The 15,124-nt window shown below is 71.1% G+C and carries 13 protein-coding genes; 10 read left to right on the top strand and 3 right to left on the bottom strand.

The genetic code is table 11. The features are described from left to right. The first annotated feature begins 30 nt into the window (after nucleotides 1-30). Nucleotides 31-2,733 (top strand): beta-N-acetylglucosaminidase domain-containing protein, encoded by a 2,703-nt coding sequence (locus ACTWJ8_RS36015; protein ID WP_443261694.1) that lies wholly within the window; start codon nucleotides 31-33, stop codon nucleotides 2,731-2,733. Between the two features lie 47 nt (nucleotides 2,734-2,780). Here the strand turns inward: ACTWJ8_RS36015 and ACTWJ8_RS36010 are convergent, their stop codons facing one another. Beyond that, nucleotides 2,781-3,734, bottom strand: a complete 954-nt coding sequence (locus tag ACTWJ8_RS36010) for an ABC transporter substrate-binding protein (protein WP_443265102.1) — start codon at nucleotides 3,732-3,734, stop codon at nucleotides 2,781-2,783. A gap of 554 nt (nucleotides 3,735-4,288) precedes the next feature. Between ACTWJ8_RS36010 and ACTWJ8_RS36005 the strand changes: the two genes are divergently transcribed. From ACTWJ8_RS36005 to ACTWJ8_RS35965, 9 genes are all read left to right on the top strand, one after another. Beyond that, complete coding sequence (locus ACTWJ8_RS36005) at nucleotides 4,289-5,293, top strand: amino acid ABC transporter permease (RefSeq protein WP_443261693.1); 1,005 nt, start codon at nucleotides 4,289-4,291, stop codon at nucleotides 5,291-5,293. A 312-nt stretch (nucleotides 5,294-5,605) separates the two neighbouring features. Further along, nucleotides 5,606-6,181, top strand: coding sequence for a winged helix-turn-helix domain-containing protein (locus ACTWJ8_RS36000; protein WP_443261692.1), 576 nt, complete (start codon nucleotides 5,606-5,608; stop codon nucleotides 6,179-6,181). Nucleotides 6,182-6,194: 13 nt separating this feature from the next. Further along, complete coding sequence (locus ACTWJ8_RS35995; protein WP_356373028.1) at nucleotides 6,195-7,424, top strand: acyl-CoA dehydrogenase family protein; 1,230 nt, start codon at nucleotides 6,195-6,197, stop codon at nucleotides 7,422-7,424. 321 nt (nucleotides 7,425-7,745) lie between these two features. Then, nucleotides 7,746-8,852: an ABC transporter substrate-binding protein gene (locus ACTWJ8_RS35990; RefSeq protein ID WP_356373029.1), complete on the top strand. Its 1,107-nt coding sequence runs from the start codon at nucleotides 7,746-7,748 to the stop codon at nucleotides 8,850-8,852. Between the two features lie 48 nt (nucleotides 8,853-8,900). Further along, nucleotides 8,901-9,698: an ABC transporter ATP-binding protein gene (locus ACTWJ8_RS35985; RefSeq protein ID WP_356373030.1), complete on the top strand. Its 798-nt coding sequence runs from the start codon at nucleotides 8,901-8,903 to the stop codon at nucleotides 9,696-9,698. Further along, the gene (locus tag ACTWJ8_RS35980; protein ID WP_443261691.1) at nucleotides 9,685-10,587 is read left to right on the top strand and encodes an ABC transporter permease; all 903 of its coding nucleotides are present in this window, start codon (nucleotides 9,685-9,687) and stop codon (nucleotides 10,585-10,587) included. The genes ACTWJ8_RS35985 and ACTWJ8_RS35980 overlap by 14 nt, the downstream gene beginning before the upstream one ends. Nucleotides 10,588-10,703: 116 nt before the next feature. Beyond that, nucleotides 10,704-10,919 (top strand): hypothetical protein, encoded by a 216-nt coding sequence (locus ACTWJ8_RS35975; RefSeq protein WP_356373032.1) that lies wholly within the window; start codon nucleotides 10,704-10,706, stop codon nucleotides 10,917-10,919. 165 nt (nucleotides 10,920-11,084) lie between these two features. Then, the gene (locus ACTWJ8_RS35970) at nucleotides 11,085-11,873 is read left to right on the top strand and encodes a PTS sugar transporter subunit IIA (RefSeq protein ID WP_443261690.1); all 789 of its coding nucleotides are present in this window, start codon (nucleotides 11,085-11,087) and stop codon (nucleotides 11,871-11,873) included. Between the two features lie 37 nt (nucleotides 11,874-11,910). Beyond that, a complete protein-coding gene (locus ACTWJ8_RS35965; protein WP_443261689.1) occupies nucleotides 11,911-13,485 on the top strand; it encodes a PTS ascorbate transporter subunit IIC in 1,575 nt (524 codons plus the stop codon). 82 nt (nucleotides 13,486-13,567) lie between these two features. On the opposite strand, the gene ACTWJ8_RS35960 is transcribed toward ACTWJ8_RS35965, so the two are convergent. After that, nucleotides 13,568-14,521: a D-alanyl-D-alanine carboxypeptidase family protein gene (locus tag ACTWJ8_RS35960; RefSeq protein WP_443261688.1), complete on the bottom strand. Its 954-nt coding sequence runs from the start codon at nucleotides 14,519-14,521 to the stop codon at nucleotides 13,568-13,570. Between the two features lie 132 nt (nucleotides 14,522-14,653). Then, on the bottom strand, nucleotides 14,654-15,067 hold the full coding sequence (locus ACTWJ8_RS35955) for an ArsI/CadI family heavy metal resistance metalloenzyme (RefSeq protein ID WP_356373036.1): 414 nt from the start codon (nucleotides 15,065-15,067) through the stop codon (nucleotides 14,654-14,656). Nucleotides 15,068-15,124: the final 57 nt, after the last annotated feature.

Below are 15,124 nucleotides of genomic sequence, written 5' to 3'. Positions count from 1 at the left end.
AGAGCATGTGCCTACCGTGGAGGTTCACGTATGTTCCGCCCGAAGCACAGATCCCGCAGGACGTCGCTCGTCGCCGTGCTCGCCGTGGCCGCGCTGGCCGCCGCTCCCCTCACGTTCGCGCCGGGGCCGGCCGCCGCCGACGGCGAGGACGGGACCCCGTCCACCATCACCCCGACTCCCCACAGCGAGCGGCAGCGCGGCGACCGGGTCGCCATCACTCCCGACGTCACCCTCGTGACCGGCGCGAAGTCCGATCCGGCGGCCGTGAAGGTCACCGCCGCCGCGCTCAAGGCGGCCGGTGCGCAGCGGGTCACCACGAGCCGGAAGGCGCCCTCCGGCACCGGTTCGCTCACCGTGTTCGTCGGAGGCCCTTCCGAGAATCCGGCGTCGGCAGGAGCGCTCGACTCCCTCGGCACCGAGGGCCCGGACGGGCTCGCCGACGAGGGGTACGTGCTCGCCCTGGGCGGCAAGGGCGCGGGCCGCATCGTCCTGTCGGGCGCCGACCCCACCGGCACGTACTACGCTGCGCAGTCGCTGCGCCAGGTGCTGCCGCACCGCACGGCCCCCGGTGCCACGGTGCGCGGCCTGGCCGTGCGCGACTGGCCCGCGACACCCGTGCGCGGTGTCATCGAGGGCTTCTACGGCACTCCGTGGTCGCACGAGGCGCGCCTCGACCAGCTCGACTACTACGGCGCGCACAAGATGAACATCTACGTGTACTCGCCGAAGGACGACCCGTATCTGCGCGCCAAGTGGCGCGACCCGTACCCGGCCGAACAGCTCGACCAGATCGGGGAGTTGGTGGACCGGGCGCGGGCGAACCACGTCGAGTTCACCTACGCCCTCTCCCCCGGTCTGAGCGTCTGCTACAGCTCGGACGAGGACCTGAAGGCGCTCACCGACAAGTTCCAGACGCTGTGGGACATCGGCGTGCGGCAGTTCGCGGTGCCGCTGGACGACATCAGCTACACCGACTGGAACTGCGACGCCGACAAGGCGAAGTGGGGCACCGGTGGCGGCGCGGCCGGGCAGGCGCAGGCGTATCTGCTCAACCGCGTGAACCAGCAGTTCATCAAGACGCACGAAGGCGCGCTGCCGCTCCAGATGGTGCCGACGGAGTACTACAACACCACGTCCACGCCGTACAAGACGGCGCTCTCCGGGCAGCTCGACAAGGATGTGCTCGTCGAGTGGACCGGCGAGGGTGTCGTGGCGCCGACCATGACGGTGGCTCAGGCGCGGCGCGCCAAGGCGGTGTTCGGGCACGAGATCCTCACGTGGGACAACTATCCGGTCAACGACTTCGCGACCGGGCGGCTCTTCCTCGGCCCGTTCACCGGACGCGAGAAGGGCCTCGCCGAGGAGCTGGCCGGGATCACCGCCAACCCGATGATCCAGCCGTACGCGTCGAAGCTCGCACTGCACACCGTCGCGGACTACACGTGGAACGACGCGGCGTACGACCCCGACGCCTCCTACCGCGCCGCCGTCGCCGAGGCGGCCGGCGGCGACGCGAAGGTGACACGGGCGCTGCTGGCGTTCACCGACCTCAGCCACAGCTCGCGGATGGACTCCGTCGAGGCACCGGACCTGTCGAAGCTGATCAAGGGGTACTGGGAAGGTTCCGTCCCGGCGGCCCGGCTGACGGCGGCGTTCGCGGCGCTGCGGGACGCGCCCGCGACGATCCGCGGCGGCACCGAGAAGGGCTTCGTCGAGGACGCCGGACCGTGGCTCGACTCCACCGGGGCGTGGGGCAGGGCCGGGATCGCGGCGGTGCGGATGCTGGAGGAGCAGCGCGCGGGACACACCGCCGCCGCCTGGACACTGCGCCAGCAGCTGCCGGAGCTGGTCGCGAAGGCGAAGTCGTACCGGTACACCGACCTGAACGGCACCAAGGTTCCGGTGGTCGTCGGCGAGGGTGTGCTCGAGCCGTTCTTCGCGAAGGTGCGGGACGCCTCCAACAAGGCGCTGGGCCTGCCGCCGCAGCCGACCGGCACGACCGGTCTGCCGGTCTACAACGGCAACACCCCTGACCGGATGACCGACGGCGACGACTCCACGTACTTCTGGAGCAGCCGCGCGCCCAAGAGCGGCGAGAGCGTCGGCGTGGACCTGGGCGACGAGCAGCCGCTCGGCTCGGTGACGGTCGCCATGGGCAAGCCCGGCAGCACCGACGACTATCTGCACAAGGGTGTCATCGAGTACTCGTCGGACGGCAGCACGTGGCACGCGCTGGGCGCCGAGTTCAGCGGCAGGGCGACCTGGACGGCCGACGCGCCGAGCGGCGCGACGGCCCGGTACGTGCGCGCCCGCTCGACGGCCGAGCAGCCGAACTGGCTGGTCGTCCGCGAGTTCACGGTGGTCCGCACGGACCGTCCGACGGTGAGCGGTGGCCCCGCGGCGGCCGAGGGCAGCAGCCTGGCCGCTGCGGCGGACGGTGTACCCGAGACGGCCTACCGCGCGGCCGCCGCGCCCGCGTCGGATGACGCGCTCGCGGTGACGTATCCGGCGCCGCGCGCGGTGTCGTCGGTGACGGTACTGCGCCCCGATGCCTCGACCGCGGCGAAGGCCCGCGTGGAGCTGCGGGTCGACGGTGTGTGGCGGCCGCTCGGCGCGCTCGCCGGGTCCGTCACGACGCTGTCCGCACCTGCGGGTGCGCGCGCGGACGCGGCGCGACTGGCATGGGACGACGGGTCGGCCGCTCCGGTCGTGAGCGAGGTCGTCGTGAAGTAGCCGCGCACGGTGGGTGCGGGGAGCCGGCACCGGCTCCCCGCACTCCGTCAGGTGTGCTCGGGCGGGTTGATGCGCGAGGTGTCGATCGCGGACGCGGAGGTGCCCCACTTCCTGAGGATCCGGCCGTACGTGCCGTCCTTGATCAGCTCGTTGACGGCGGCCCGGAACGCCTTGGTGAGCGGGGAGCCCTTCTTGAACGCGAAGCCGACGTCGAGCCGGTGGAACTCGCCGAGGAACGTGGTGTGCGACGCGGTCTTGCTCGCCTGGTGGCGCAGGCCGTTGATGGTCGACATGATGACGTCGATGCGGCCCTGCTGGAGGGCGGTGAGGGTGGCGCCGTTGTCGGAGAAGACCTGCACGTCGTACGGCTTCTTGCCGGCCTTGGTGCAGCGCGCCTTCTCCGCGTCGAGGGTGGCCTCGAAGGTGGTGCCGGCGCCGACCCCGATGTTCCGGCCGCACAGCTGCGTCAGGTCGGTGATCTTCTTGCCGAACGAGGTGTCACCCGTCTTGACCGAGAAGCCCTGGCCGTCGTTGATGTAGGTGACGAAGTCGATGGTCTTGAGGCGCTCGCCGGTGACACCGAAGTTGCCGGTGCCGAGGTCGTACTTGCCGCTCTCCAGGGCGGGCAGGATCGTCTCGAACGAGGCGTCCTGGCGCTGGAGTCTGATGCCGAGCACCTTGGCCGCCGCGTCGGCGAGGTCGATGTCCTGGCCCTGCGGCGCCTTGCCGGTGCCGTTCGGGTAATACGCGGCGGGCGGCCCGCCGGTGGACGTGCCGATGCGCAGGGTGCCCTTCTTGCGGACGTCGGCGGGGAGCAGGGCGGCGGCGGAGTCCACCTTGTGGGCGGCGGAGACGGGGTTGCCGCTCGGCGCCGCGGCGGCCTGCGCGCCGGTCCCGGACGCCCCGCCGGTGTCACCGGAGCCGCAGGCGGTCAGGCCGAGCAGCGGCAGCAGGGCGAGGGCGGCGACGAGCGGTCGGGTTCTGGTCCCGGGCAGGTTCACGGGTCGGGGGCCTTTCGGGTGTGCGGGCAGCGCGCGGCGCCCGCGGGGCGACGGGTCGGGGCAGACGGGTGTGACGACGCCGGGCGTGGTGTCACGCACGGGGGTCGTGGCAGAAATCGAAGAAGTGGCGTGGCAGCGCGCGTCAGGAAAGAGCTCGGCCCGCGACGGGGTCACCGAGGGAGGGAAGGGCCGGTCGGACGGCCCGCTGCCGCGTCAGGCGGGACACGCCGCGGACCACACCCGACCGAAGTCGATGTGGTCACGCGAGACCAGGCGCTGGGCAGTCATGCGGACAATTGAGCAGGACTTCTCCGGTCACGTCAAGCCGCGCCCGCATGCCGGCCCGCTCGATTCGCGTCCGTCCGGGCCGTGTTGACACATCGACGGCGCGGGCGCCTACGATCGGTGGTGGACCGGCCGCGCCTCGCGCGGGACCGCTCCGGCCGCGTTGAGGGACGCGGCACATGTGACGACGCCACCTCCGTGCACGCCTTCCCGCCTGTGCCGCGGGGCGCCCCGCCGCGCCCGCGCCTCCCTCCTCCGGAGAGCCTTCGATGACCACGACGTCGTCCTACGTCGAACCGTCCCCCGCCGCATCGCCCGACGATCGGGCGCCCACCGCCTCCACCACCCGGATCGTGCCGCGCCGGCATCCCGGCCGCTGGGCCTCGGCCGCCGTCGCGCTGCTCGTCTTCGCGATGGTGCTCAACTCCGTGGTCCGCAACGACGCCTTCCAGTGGAGCGTGGTGGGCCACTACTTCACGACGTCCGCCGTGCTCGACGGGCTGCTGCTCACCGTGTGGCTGACCGCGGCGGTGATGACACTCGGCTTCCTGCTCGGCACGGTCCTGGCCACCATGCGGCTCTCCGCCAACCCGGTGCTCCGCACGCTGAGTTGGGGGTACGTGTGGATCTTCCGGTCGACGCCGCTCCTGGTGCAGCTGCTGTTCTGGTTCAACATCGGCACGCTGTACCCGACGCTCGGCCTCGGCATCCCGTTCGGCCCGCAGTTCGTGACGGTCAAGACGGTGAACCTGCTGGGCCCGACGCTGACCGCCCTGATCGGCCTGACGCTGCACGAGACGGCGTACGCGGCCGAGGTGGTGCGCGGCGGCATCCTGTCGGTCGATCCGGGGCAGGCGCGGGCCGCGCAGGCACTCGGCCTGAGCAGGCGCCGCACGCTGCGCCGGATCGTGGTGCCGCAGGCGATGCGCTCGATCGTGCCGACGGCGGGGAACATGCTGATCGGCACCCTGAAGGGCACGAGCATCGTGAGCGTGCTCGCGGTGCACGACCTGCTGTACTCGGCGCAGCTGATCTACAACCAGACGTACCAGGTCATCCCGCTCCTGATGGTCGCCACGCTCTGGTACATCGCGGTGACGAGCGTGCTCGGCGTGGGCCAGTACTACGTCGAGCGGCACTACGCGCGCGGCGATGCGCGGGCGCTGCCGCCGACGCCGCTGCGGCGGCTGCGCGACCAATTCGGGGCGGCACGCGTCTGGTTGCGGCGGGTCACGGCCGCCGACGCACGCCCCGCGGTCGGCGGGGACCGGTGAGCGGGGCCCTCGCCGCGAGGCTCTCGCTTCTCAGCATGCGAGACCTTCCCCACTTTCCCTACCGAATTACTAGGAAATCCTTGACCGGGTCCGCGCGGACCCACAGGATGATGCACATGTCCCGGAAGCAGCAGCGACTCGTTCGTCGTCGGCATGTCGACTTTGGTCACGTCGTCAGCGCCGCGTGCTGTCGCGCCTGAGGCACGGGCCCACACACCTCCCGTGCCGCTCCGCCCCGTTCTCCCCTGCCGCCGGGGCGCCGCCACCCCGTGCGCCCGACGGCCCCGACACACCTCTCGAGGGACACACGCCATGACCACGGCACCGCCGCTCCGCACCGACCACGCCACCGCGCCGCCCGCCGACAACCGCCACCTGAGCCTCGTACGCGACACACCGCCGGCCGGGGGCACCGGGCGGCGCGGATCCGTTCCGATGGTCGGGTACCTCCTGCTCGTGCCGGAGGGCACCGACCCCACCGAGCTGTTCGCCGCCGACCGGCCGCGGCCCGAGCTGCGCCCCGTCGACACCGCCGCCGCCCTGCCCGTCGCCGCACCGGCCGCCGCGACGGGATCCGACGACGAGGTCATCCGCATCGATCCGGTGCGGCACGTCGCCGAGCTGGAGGGCCGCGAACTCGACCTGACCTACCTGGAGTTCGCGCTCCTCTCGCATCTCGTGAACCACCCCCACCGCGTGCTGACGCGCGAGCTGCTCGTGTCGTCCGTGTGGGGCTACGAGCACGTCGGCGACGGCCGCACCGTCGACGTCCACATCGCCCGCCTGCGCCGCAAGCTGGGCAAGGCGCACCGCCGCCGGATCGTCACGGTGCGCCGCGTGGGCTACAAGTACGTGCCCGGCGACGCCGCGCCCTGCCACCGACCCTGAGGAGAACACCGTGATGGGCCCCGCCACCGCGTCGCCCCGCCCCGCCGCCGTCCACGGGCGGAGCGGGATCGACGATCCGTACTGGCTGCGCGTGGCCCGCGAGGTGGCGGACGATCTCGCCACGGACGCGGCCACCAGGGAGCAGGCGGGCAAGGCCCCGGTCGACGAGGTGTCACGGCTGCGCGAGGCGGAGCTGCTGACACCTCCGGCGCTCACGGAGAGCGGCGCGGGCGGCGGGGACTGGGCGGCCGCCTGCGCCGTGGTCCGCGAGATCGCGGCGGCGGACGGCGCGATCGGCCAACTCCTGGGCTGTCACTACTTCTTGGCGGGCAGCGCCCGGTTCTTCGCGGGGCCCGCCGTCGCCGCGCAGCTCGAGGAACGCTCCGCGGCCGACCAGTGGTGCTGGGGCGGCGGCTTCGCCCGCCAGGAACCCACGCTGACGCTGACGCGCGCCGCGGGCGGCTGGGTGCTCAACGGGCGGCAGGACTACACGACGGGCGTGCTCGTCGCCGACCGGCTCGCGGTGCGCGCCGTACGTGCCGACTCGGGCGCGCCGCTGGCCGTCACCCTGGACGCGGGCAGGGCCGGCGTCGTGATCGACGCGGACGCCGACACCTTCGGACGGCGGCTCGCGGCCGGCGGCAGCGTCGAGTTCGACGACGTGCCGGTGGCGGCCGACGAGGTGCTCGGCCCGCTGGCGGCCGACGAGGACCTCCTGCCGCCCCGCACCGCCCTGGCATCGCCGGTCGCCCACCTCGTCTCGGTGCAGGTGCTGCTCGGCACGGCCGAGGGCACGCTCGCCGAGGCCCGCGAGTACAGCAGAACCGGGCAGACGCCGCTGCACCCGTCCTGGCCCGTCGGCAGCCCGCACGACCCGCAGGTGCTCACGGCGTACGGGGAGCTGACCGTGCTCATCCGCTCCGCCGCCGCCCTCGCCGACCAGGCCCTGGACGCCGTACGGACCGCGCTCGCGCTCGGCGACGACCTCACCTATGACGAGTACGCCGAGGTGTCCGCCCTGGTCACCATGGCCGAGGCGGCAGCCGCACGGGCGGCGCAGGAGTCCACCACGCGGGCCCTGGACATCGTCGGCCCACGCGCGGCGTCCGCTCGCCTCGGCTTCGACCGCTTCTGGCGCAACGCCCGCACCCACACGCTCCACGAGCCCGTGGCCCACCAACTCCGCGACATCGGCGACCACTTCCTCAACGGCGCACAGCCGCCCTTCGCCCTCCCGGCGTGACGCGCCAACCTGCACGTTCTCAGTATCCAAGACGTGTACGTCCATAATATGAACAACCCCTTGGGGTGAGCGCCACCTTCTGCCACGATCCCTATCACTCAGGTAGGAAAACTCGGGAAGGCAGAGGGGTGGCGCCATGCGGACGTTCCGTCGCGCGGATCTGTCGCGCTTTCTGCTGACCTCGCGCCGCCACGTCGACTACGGCCGCATGTCAAGCGCCATCTGTCGGGCCCGCTGACCCGCCGTCCCCGCGACGGCCCCGGCCCCCCTGGCGCCCCGCGCCCCTTCCACGAACCATCCTTTTCCCGAGAGGACACCTCCGTGTCTGCCGCACGCCCCCGCACCATCCTGCGCACCCTCGCCGCCACAGCCGCGCTCCCCCTCGTGCTGAGCGCCTGCGGCTACGGCTCGCAGGCGAACGACGACGACGCCCAGGCCAAGGCCGCGTCGGGAGGCAAGAAGCTCTCCGCCGACTCCGTGAAGATCGGCTACTTCCCGAACCTGACGCACGGCACCGCACTCGTCGGCGTCCAGCAGGGCCTGCTCCAGAAGGAGCTCGGCGGCACCCAGATCAAGCCGTCGACGTTCAACGCGGGCCCGTCCGAGATCGAGGCGCTCAACGCGGGGTCCATCGACATCGGCTGGATCGGCCCCTCCCCCTCCATCAACGGCTACACCAAGTCCCAGGGCAAGTCCCTGCGGATCATCGGGGGTTCGGCCTCCGGCGGCGTCAAGCTGGTCGTCAACCCGAAGAAGATCAAGACCCTCGACGACCTCAAGGGCAAGAAGATCGCCACGCCCCAGTTCGGCAACACGCAGGACGTCGCCTTCCTCAACTGGATCGCCGAGAAGGGCTGGAAGGTCGACGCGCAGAGCGGCAAGGGCGACGTGTCCGTCGTCCGCACCGACAACAAGATCACCCCCGACGCCTACAAGTCGGGGTCCGTCGACGGCGCCTGGGTGCCGGAGCCGACCGCGTCCAAGCTGGTCTCCGAGGGCGCCAAGGAGCTGCTCGACGAGTCCGACCTGTGGCCCGACAAGAAGTTCGTGATCACGAACATGATCGTGTCGCAGAAGTTCCTCAAGGAGCACCCGGACGTCGTCGAGGCGGTGCTGCGCGGCTCCGTGAAGACCAACAAGTGGATCAACGCCAACCCGGAGAAGGCGAAGGCCTCCGCCAACGCCGCGCTGAAGAAGCTGTCCGGCAAGGCACTCCCCTCCGCTGTCATCGACCCGGCCTGGAAGTCCATCGACTTCCTCGACGACCCGCTGGCCGCCACCCTCGACACCGAGGCGAAGCACGCGGTCAAGGCGGGCCTCCTGGAGAAGCCGGACCTGAAGGGGATCTACGACCTGAAGCCGCTCAACAAGGTCCTGAAGGCCGAGGGCGCGGACCCGGTCGACGACGCCGGTCTCGGCGTCAAGTAGCCCCCACCGCACGCCAGTCGATTTCCGGAGTCCCCAGGAGGTGACGCCATGGCCACCACGTTCACCAAGTCGGCCGAGGCCGTCGGGGCGGTGACGCACGCCGCCCGTATCGAGCACGTCTCGAAGTCCTTTCCCGCGCCCGGCGCCCCCGGCGGGCAGCAGCTCGTCCTGGACGACATCACCCTCGATGTCGCGCCGGGCGAGTTCGTCACCCTCCTGGGGGCCTCGGGCTGCGGCAAGTCCACCCTGCTCAATCTGGTCGCGGGCCTCGACAGGCCGTCCACCGGAAGCATCGCCACGGACGGCAGGCCCGCCCTGATGTTCCAGGAGCACGCCCTGTTCCCGTGGCTGACCGCGGGCAAGAACATCGAGCTCGCGCTCAAGCTGCGCGGCGTCCCCGCGCAGGAGCGGCGCGCCGAGGCGCAGCGGCTGCTCGGCCTGGTCCGGCTCGCGGACGCGCACGGCAAGCGGGTGCACGAGCTGTCGGGCGGCATGCGCCAGCGCGTGGCGCTCGCCCGCGCCCTCGCGCAGGACAGCCGGCTGCTCCTGATGGACGAGCCGTTCGCCGCGCTCGACGCCATCACCCGTGACGTGCTGCACGACGAGCTGACCCGCATCTGGCGCGAGACCGGGGTGTCGGTGCTGTTCGTGACGCACAACGTGCGCGAGGCGGTGCGGCTCGCCGAGCGCGTCGTGCTGCTGTCGTCCCGGCCCGGCCGTGTCGCCCGCGAGTGGACGGTCGACCTGCCGCAGCCGCGCCGCCTGGAGGACACCTCGGTCGCCGAGCTGTCCGCCGAGATCACCGAAGAACTGCGTGGGGAGATCCGCCGTCATGGCCGCAACTGACAACGCCGCAGCGCCCGTCGACCGCGCCGGCGGCAGCGACCTGGCGGGCCTCGAGGCCGGGCTCGACGCACTGGACTCGGTGCGCGCCGTCCGTACGCCGCTGCGCGAGACACTGAGCCGCAAGGTGCTGCCGCCGGTCACCGCGATCGTGGTGGTCCTGGTGGTGTGGCAGCTGCTGGTGTGGGCGGCTGTCGTGCCCTCGTACAAGATGGCCTCGCCGGCAGAGGTGTGGGACGAGGTGCGCACGGCCTGGCTCCAGGGCACGCTCCTCGACTCCATCTGGACGTCCGTCTCGCGTGGCCTCTTCGGCTTCCTGCTGGCGCTCGTCATCGGCACGCCGCTCGGCCTGCTGGTGGCCCGCGTCCGGTTCGTGCGGGCCGCGATCGGGCCGATCCTGTCGGGGCTCCAGTCACTGCCTTCGGTGGCGTGGGTGCCGCCCGCGGTGATCTGGCTGGGTCTGAACGACTCGATGATGTACGCCGTGATCCTGCTGGGCGCGGTGCCCTCCATCGCCAACGGGCTCGTCGCCGGCATCGACCAGATCCCGCCGCTGTACCTGCGCGCCGGGCGGACCCTCGGCGCGACCGGGCTGCGCGGGGCGTGGCACATCGTGATGCCGGGCGCGCTGCCGGGGTATCTCGCGGGGCTCAAGCAGGGCTGGGCCTTCTCGTGGCGCTCGCTGATGGCCGCCGAGATCATCGCCTCGTCGCCCGATCTGGGGGTGGGCCTCGGCCAGTTGCTGGAGAACGGCCGCAACAACAGCAGCATGTCCCAGGTGTTCCTGGCGATCCTGCTGATCCTGGTCGTCGGCATCGCCGTCGACCTGCTGATCTTCAGCCCGCTGGAGCGTCGGGTGCTGCGCGGCCGGGGGCTGCTGGCCCGACGCTGAGATGGCGGAGCGCGTTGCTGCACGCGAGTGTCGTGCGGCCGCTCGAGATGCGAGCCCCCGTGCGGTCTGGTGATGTTTTAAGTGATCACTCGACCCCCTCCTCGAAGGAGCAGTTCATGGTGCGTCGCATCGCAGCCGCTGCCGCCGTCGCCGCCGCGGCCGGATTCATCGCCGCCGGTCCCGCTGTCGCCGACGGCGGCGAAGGACAGGCGGAGACCCACGTGGGAGCCGCCACCCAGGACTTCGTCAATGTGGGTGGGCACAACGGCATCACCGTCGGCAACCAGGCGGAGGCCATGGCCCACTTCGGCGCCTCGTTCGACAACGACTGAGCCACCGGGTCCCGCCCCTTCGCGTGACGCATGACGCAGGCGGCTCCGCTTCGGCGGGGCCGCCTGCGCGTGTCCCGGGCGGCAGCCGGTGGAACCTGATAACGAAGGTGTCTTCGCCCGGCGTGTCGCGCTGACACGGGGCCATTCATCGGAACCACTGCTCGTATGAGTGAACTCAGCGATCTGATCCCCGTCGAGGCCGTCCGCCTCGACGTGGCCGCCCCCGACTGGCAGGCAGCCGTGCGCCTCGCGGGCGACCTCCTGGTGGCCACCGATGTGAGTACCGATACGTACACCGAGGAGATGCTGCGCAACGTCGAGGAGAACGGGCCGTACATCGTCATCGCGCCCGGTTTCGCCTTCGCGCACGCCCGCCCCTCCCCCGCCGTCCGGCGCACCGGCATGTCATGGGTGCGTCTTTCGACGCCGGTGAGCTTCGGGCACGAGACCAACGATCCGGTGCACCTCGTCGTCGCCCTCGCCGCGCAGGACGCCGGGGCACACACCCAGGCGATGGGCGCGCTCGCCCGGCTGCTCGCGGACCCGGACACCTCCGCGGCCCTGGAGCACGCCCCGACGCCTCAGGCGCTGCGCCGGATCCTGGCCGGGGACACCGAGCCGTCCGACGCGGGACCCGACGAGCCCGCGGCCAAGGGCTCGGGCCACGGCATGCACAAGATCCTGACGGTGTGCGGCAACGGCGTCGGCACGAGCCTGTTCCTCAAGTCGACGCTCGACAAGGTGCTCGACCGCTGGAAGTGGGGCCGGTACATCACCACCGAGGCGACCGACACCATCTCCGCGAAGGGCAAGGCGTCCGAGGCGGTGGCCATCATGACCTCGCGGGAGATCGCGCGGACGCTGGGCGACGTGGGCGTGCCGGTGCGGGTGATCGAGGACTTCACCAGCACCAAGGAGGTCGACGCCGCGATGCGCGACCTCTACGACGTCTGATCCCCCGCCCTCACCGCTCCCCTCCCCAGGAGTCCCCATGAACACCCTCGTCGACATCGCGAAATTCATCGTCAACGAGATTCTCAGCGTCCCCGCCTATCTCATCGGCATCATCACGGCCGTGGGTCTCATCGCCCTGAAGAAGACCACGGGCCAGATCATCGGCGGCGCCATCAAGGCGACGCTCGGCTTCCTGCTGATCGGCGCGGGCGCCACCCTGGTCACCAACTCGCTCGCTCCGCTCGGCACCATGATCACTGGCGCCACCGGCTCGCACGGTGTCATCCCCACCAACGAGGCGATCGTCGGCATCGCGCAGGCCGAGTACGGCTCGCGCGTGGCATGGCTGATGATCCTCGGCTTCCTGGTGAGCCTGCTGCTCGCCCGCTTCACCCCGCTGTCGTACGTCTTCCTGACCGGCCATCACATGCTGTTCATGGCGACGCTGTTGACGATGGTGATGGCCACCGCGGGTGTCACCTCGTGGGTCGTGGTCGTGGCGGGCGCGGTGCTGCTCGGCATCATGCTCGTCGCGATGCCCGCCTTCGCCCACCCCTGGACCAAGCGGGTCACCGGCAACAACACCGTCGCCGTGGGCCACTTCGGGACGGCCGGGTACATCGTGTCCGGCGCGACGGGTCAGGCCGTCGGCAAGAAGAGCCGCTCGACGGAGGAGATGAACCTCCCCGAGGGCCTGCGCTTCCTGCGCGACTCGATGGTGGCGACCGCGCTGTCGATGCTGCTCATCTACATGATCATGGCCATCGTCTTCCTCGCGAAGGTGGGTCGCACGGAGGCGTTCAAAGCGTTCGCGACGGGCGGCGGCTCGCCCTCGACGGGCATCGGCAACTACCTGATGTCATCGGTCAACCAGGGCCTCCAGTTCGGCATCGCCGTCGCCGTCATCCTCTTCGGTGTCCGCACGATCCTCGGCGAGCTGGTGCCCGCCTTCCAGGGCATCGCGCAGAAGGTGGTGCCCGGCGCCATCCCCGCACTCGACGCGCCGATCGTCTTCCCCTACGCGCAGAACGCCGTGCTCGTCGGCTTCATCTGCTCGTTCATCGGCGGTCTGGTCAGCCTCGGCCTGCTCGTCGGTGTGTTCAAGCCCGCGTTCGGCACGGCGCTCGTACTGCCGGGGCTCGTCCCGCACTTCTTCACCGGCGGCGCGGCGGGCGTGTTCGGCAACGCGACGGGCGGGCGCCGCGGCGCGGCCCTCGGCTCGTTCCTGAACGGTGTGCTGATCACGTTCCTGCCGGCGTTCCTGCTCGGTGTGCTCGGCTCGTTCGGCTCCGCCAACACCACGTTCGGCGACGCCGACTTCGGCTGGCTGGGCCTGATCCTCGGCAATGTCGCCAAGGCGGACGACGTCGCCGGTGTCATCCTCATGCTCGTGGTCGGCCTGCTGATCCTGGCCGCCGCCATCACGTGGCAGAAGCGGGTCGTGGAGACCGGCTGGGACCCGGGCGCCAAGCGGGCGGCGCTGCTGCCGCCGGAGGACCGTCCCGAGCAGCACGACGAGGCGGCGGGCGGCGAGACGCCGGTCTCCCGTACGTACGCGAAGATCACGCCGCCGGCGGGTGCGCCGAAGCCGCCGCCTCCGCCGGAGGACTGAGTCACCGTCCGGGCGAAGGCCCGCTGAACTCGTAGGAGTTCAGCGGGCCTTCGGGCGCACTGGTGCCGCGGCCGGCGACCGGTCAGTGCGCGAAGCCCCAGTCGAGCATCTTCGCGGCGTCGCCGAAGACCTCCTTGTCGGCGCCGACGATCGCGCCGACGAGGGTGCGGTTGTCGCGCTTCGCGGCGAACACGAGGGAGTAGCCGGCCTCCTCGCCGCTGCCGGTCTTGATGCCGAGCGCGCCGTCGTAGCTGCTCAGCAGGTCGTTGGTGGTCCCCCAGGTGTAGTACCGGGTGCGGCCGTTGGCGGCGGGGGCCTCGGTCTCGAACTTCTTCAGCTTCACCACGTCGGCGAAGACCGGCTGGAGCATGGCGCGCTGGCCCAGCTTGGCGAGGTCGCGGGCGGTGCTGCGGTTGTCGCCGTGCGAGATGCCGTCGAAGGAGTCGAAGTGGGTTCCGGTCATGCCCAGTTGGGCCGCCTCGACGTTCATCTGGTTCACGAAGTCGGCGATCCGCGCGTCCTGCGTGGCGCCGACCCCGAAGTTGTCGGCGAGAGCCATAGCGGCGTCACCGCCGGACGGGATCAGCATGGCGTGCAGCAGCTGGCGGACGGTGAGCCTGTCGCCGGTCTGGAGGTCGGCTGTGCTCGCGCCGTTCTGCTGCACGTAGTCCCGGTACTCCTGCTTGACCGTGATCTGCCGGTCGAGCCACTCCGGGTGCTTGAGCACGACCACGGCGGTCATGATCTTCGTGGTGCTGGCCATCGAGACACTCTCGTCGGCCTTGGGCCCGGCCCACATCTCCCGCTCCTGGCTGCCGTCGCGGGCATCGAGGAGATAGGCGTGGTCCGCGGCGACGTCGGGGACGTCCGTGGTGGCCGTCGCGCCGTCGCCCTGCTCGGCGGCGTGCGTGACACCGGGCGTGGCGGCCTGGGCGATGCCACCCGCGGTGATCGGCAGCACGGCCCCGAAGAGCGCGACGGTCGCGACTCTGGCGCCGGTCCTGTGCAGCCGGTTGGGTCGGGCGTGAGCACCCATGGGACGTCCCCTCCTCCCGGCACCGCGGCGCCGGCTCTCCACGTTGGATCAGTGCACACCGAACCTACGTGTCCACCGCGTGCGGGAGTCAACATCGCCACGTCATAACCCGGTAACAGCGCTCACCTGCACTCACCCGCATGAACATGGTGTGTGGATTGTCTGCCGAAAGCGTGTGTCGGCGTCGGCCTTCACCACGTACACCTCCCAGGGTTCACGCCCCGGACCGTGTACCCAGACCTTGTCCTGGAGTGCGTAGCAGCAGGAGGTGTCGCGCTCCTCGAAGGTGGCGAGCCCGGCACCCTTGAGCCGGTCGACGGCCGCGGTGACCTCATCGCCGGACTCGACCTCGACACCGAGGTGATCGAGCCGGGTGTCCTGGCCGGGCTCCCCCTCGATGAGGACGAGCTTCAGCGGCGGTTCGGCGATGGCGAAGTTGGCGTAGCCCTCGCGCCGCTTGGCGGGTTCGACGCCGAACAGCTTGGCGTAGAAGGTGATCGACGCCTCCAGGTCGCTGACACGCAGGGCGAGCTGTGCTCGGGACATGACGGTCCACCTCATCGAGTCGCGCGGGTTGTATTGATGTCTGTCGATGCAAGATTG

This window comes from Streptomyces sp. SDT5-1 (assembly GCF_052245995.1).
Classification (GTDB): Bacteria; Actinomycetota; Actinomycetes; order Streptomycetales; family Streptomycetaceae; genus Streptomyces.
The sequence above is the reverse complement of the archived record's forward strand: the minus strand, read 5'-3'. Positions and strand labels throughout refer to the sequence as shown.

What these genes read in the sequence shown, in the direction of transcription:
- ACTWJ8_RS35980 (WP_443261691.1), top strand. Translation starts at nt 9,685, where the DNA reads ATGGCCGCAACTGACAACGCCGCAGCGCCCGTCGACCGCGCCGGCGGC.
- ACTWJ8_RS36015 (WP_443261694.1), top strand. Translation starts at nt 31, where the DNA reads ATGTTCCGCCCGAAGCACAGATCCCGCAGGACGTCGCTCGTCGCCGTG.
- ACTWJ8_RS35955 (WP_356373036.1), bottom strand. Translation starts at nt 15,067, where the DNA reads ATGTCCCGAGCACAGCTCGCCCTGCGTGTCAGCGACCTGGAGGCGTCG.
- ACTWJ8_RS36005 (WP_443261693.1), top strand. Translation starts at nt 4,289, where the DNA reads ATGACCACGACGTCGTCCTACGTCGAACCGTCCCCCGCCGCATCGCCC.
- ACTWJ8_RS35975 (WP_356373032.1), top strand. Translation starts at nt 10,704, where the DNA reads ATGGTGCGTCGCATCGCAGCCGCTGCCGCCGTCGCCGCCGCGGCCGGA.
- ACTWJ8_RS35970 (WP_443261690.1), top strand. Translation starts at nt 11,085, where the DNA reads ATGAGTGAACTCAGCGATCTGATCCCCGTCGAGGCCGTCCGCCTCGAC.
- ACTWJ8_RS36000 (WP_443261692.1), top strand. Translation starts at nt 5,606, where the DNA reads ATGACCACGGCACCGCCGCTCCGCACCGACCACGCCACCGCGCCGCCC.
- ACTWJ8_RS35960 (WP_443261688.1), bottom strand. Translation starts at nt 14,521, where the DNA reads ATGGGTGCTCACGCCCGACCCAACCGGCTGCACAGGACCGGCGCCAGA.
- ACTWJ8_RS35965 (WP_443261689.1), top strand. Translation starts at nt 11,911, where the DNA reads ATGAACACCCTCGTCGACATCGCGAAATTCATCGTCAACGAGATTCTC.
- ACTWJ8_RS35985 (WP_356373030.1), top strand. Translation starts at nt 8,901, where the DNA reads ATGGCCACCACGTTCACCAAGTCGGCCGAGGCCGTCGGGGCGGTGACG.
- ACTWJ8_RS35995 (WP_356373028.1), top strand. Translation starts at nt 6,195, where the DNA reads ATGGGCCCCGCCACCGCGTCGCCCCGCCCCGCCGCCGTCCACGGGCGG.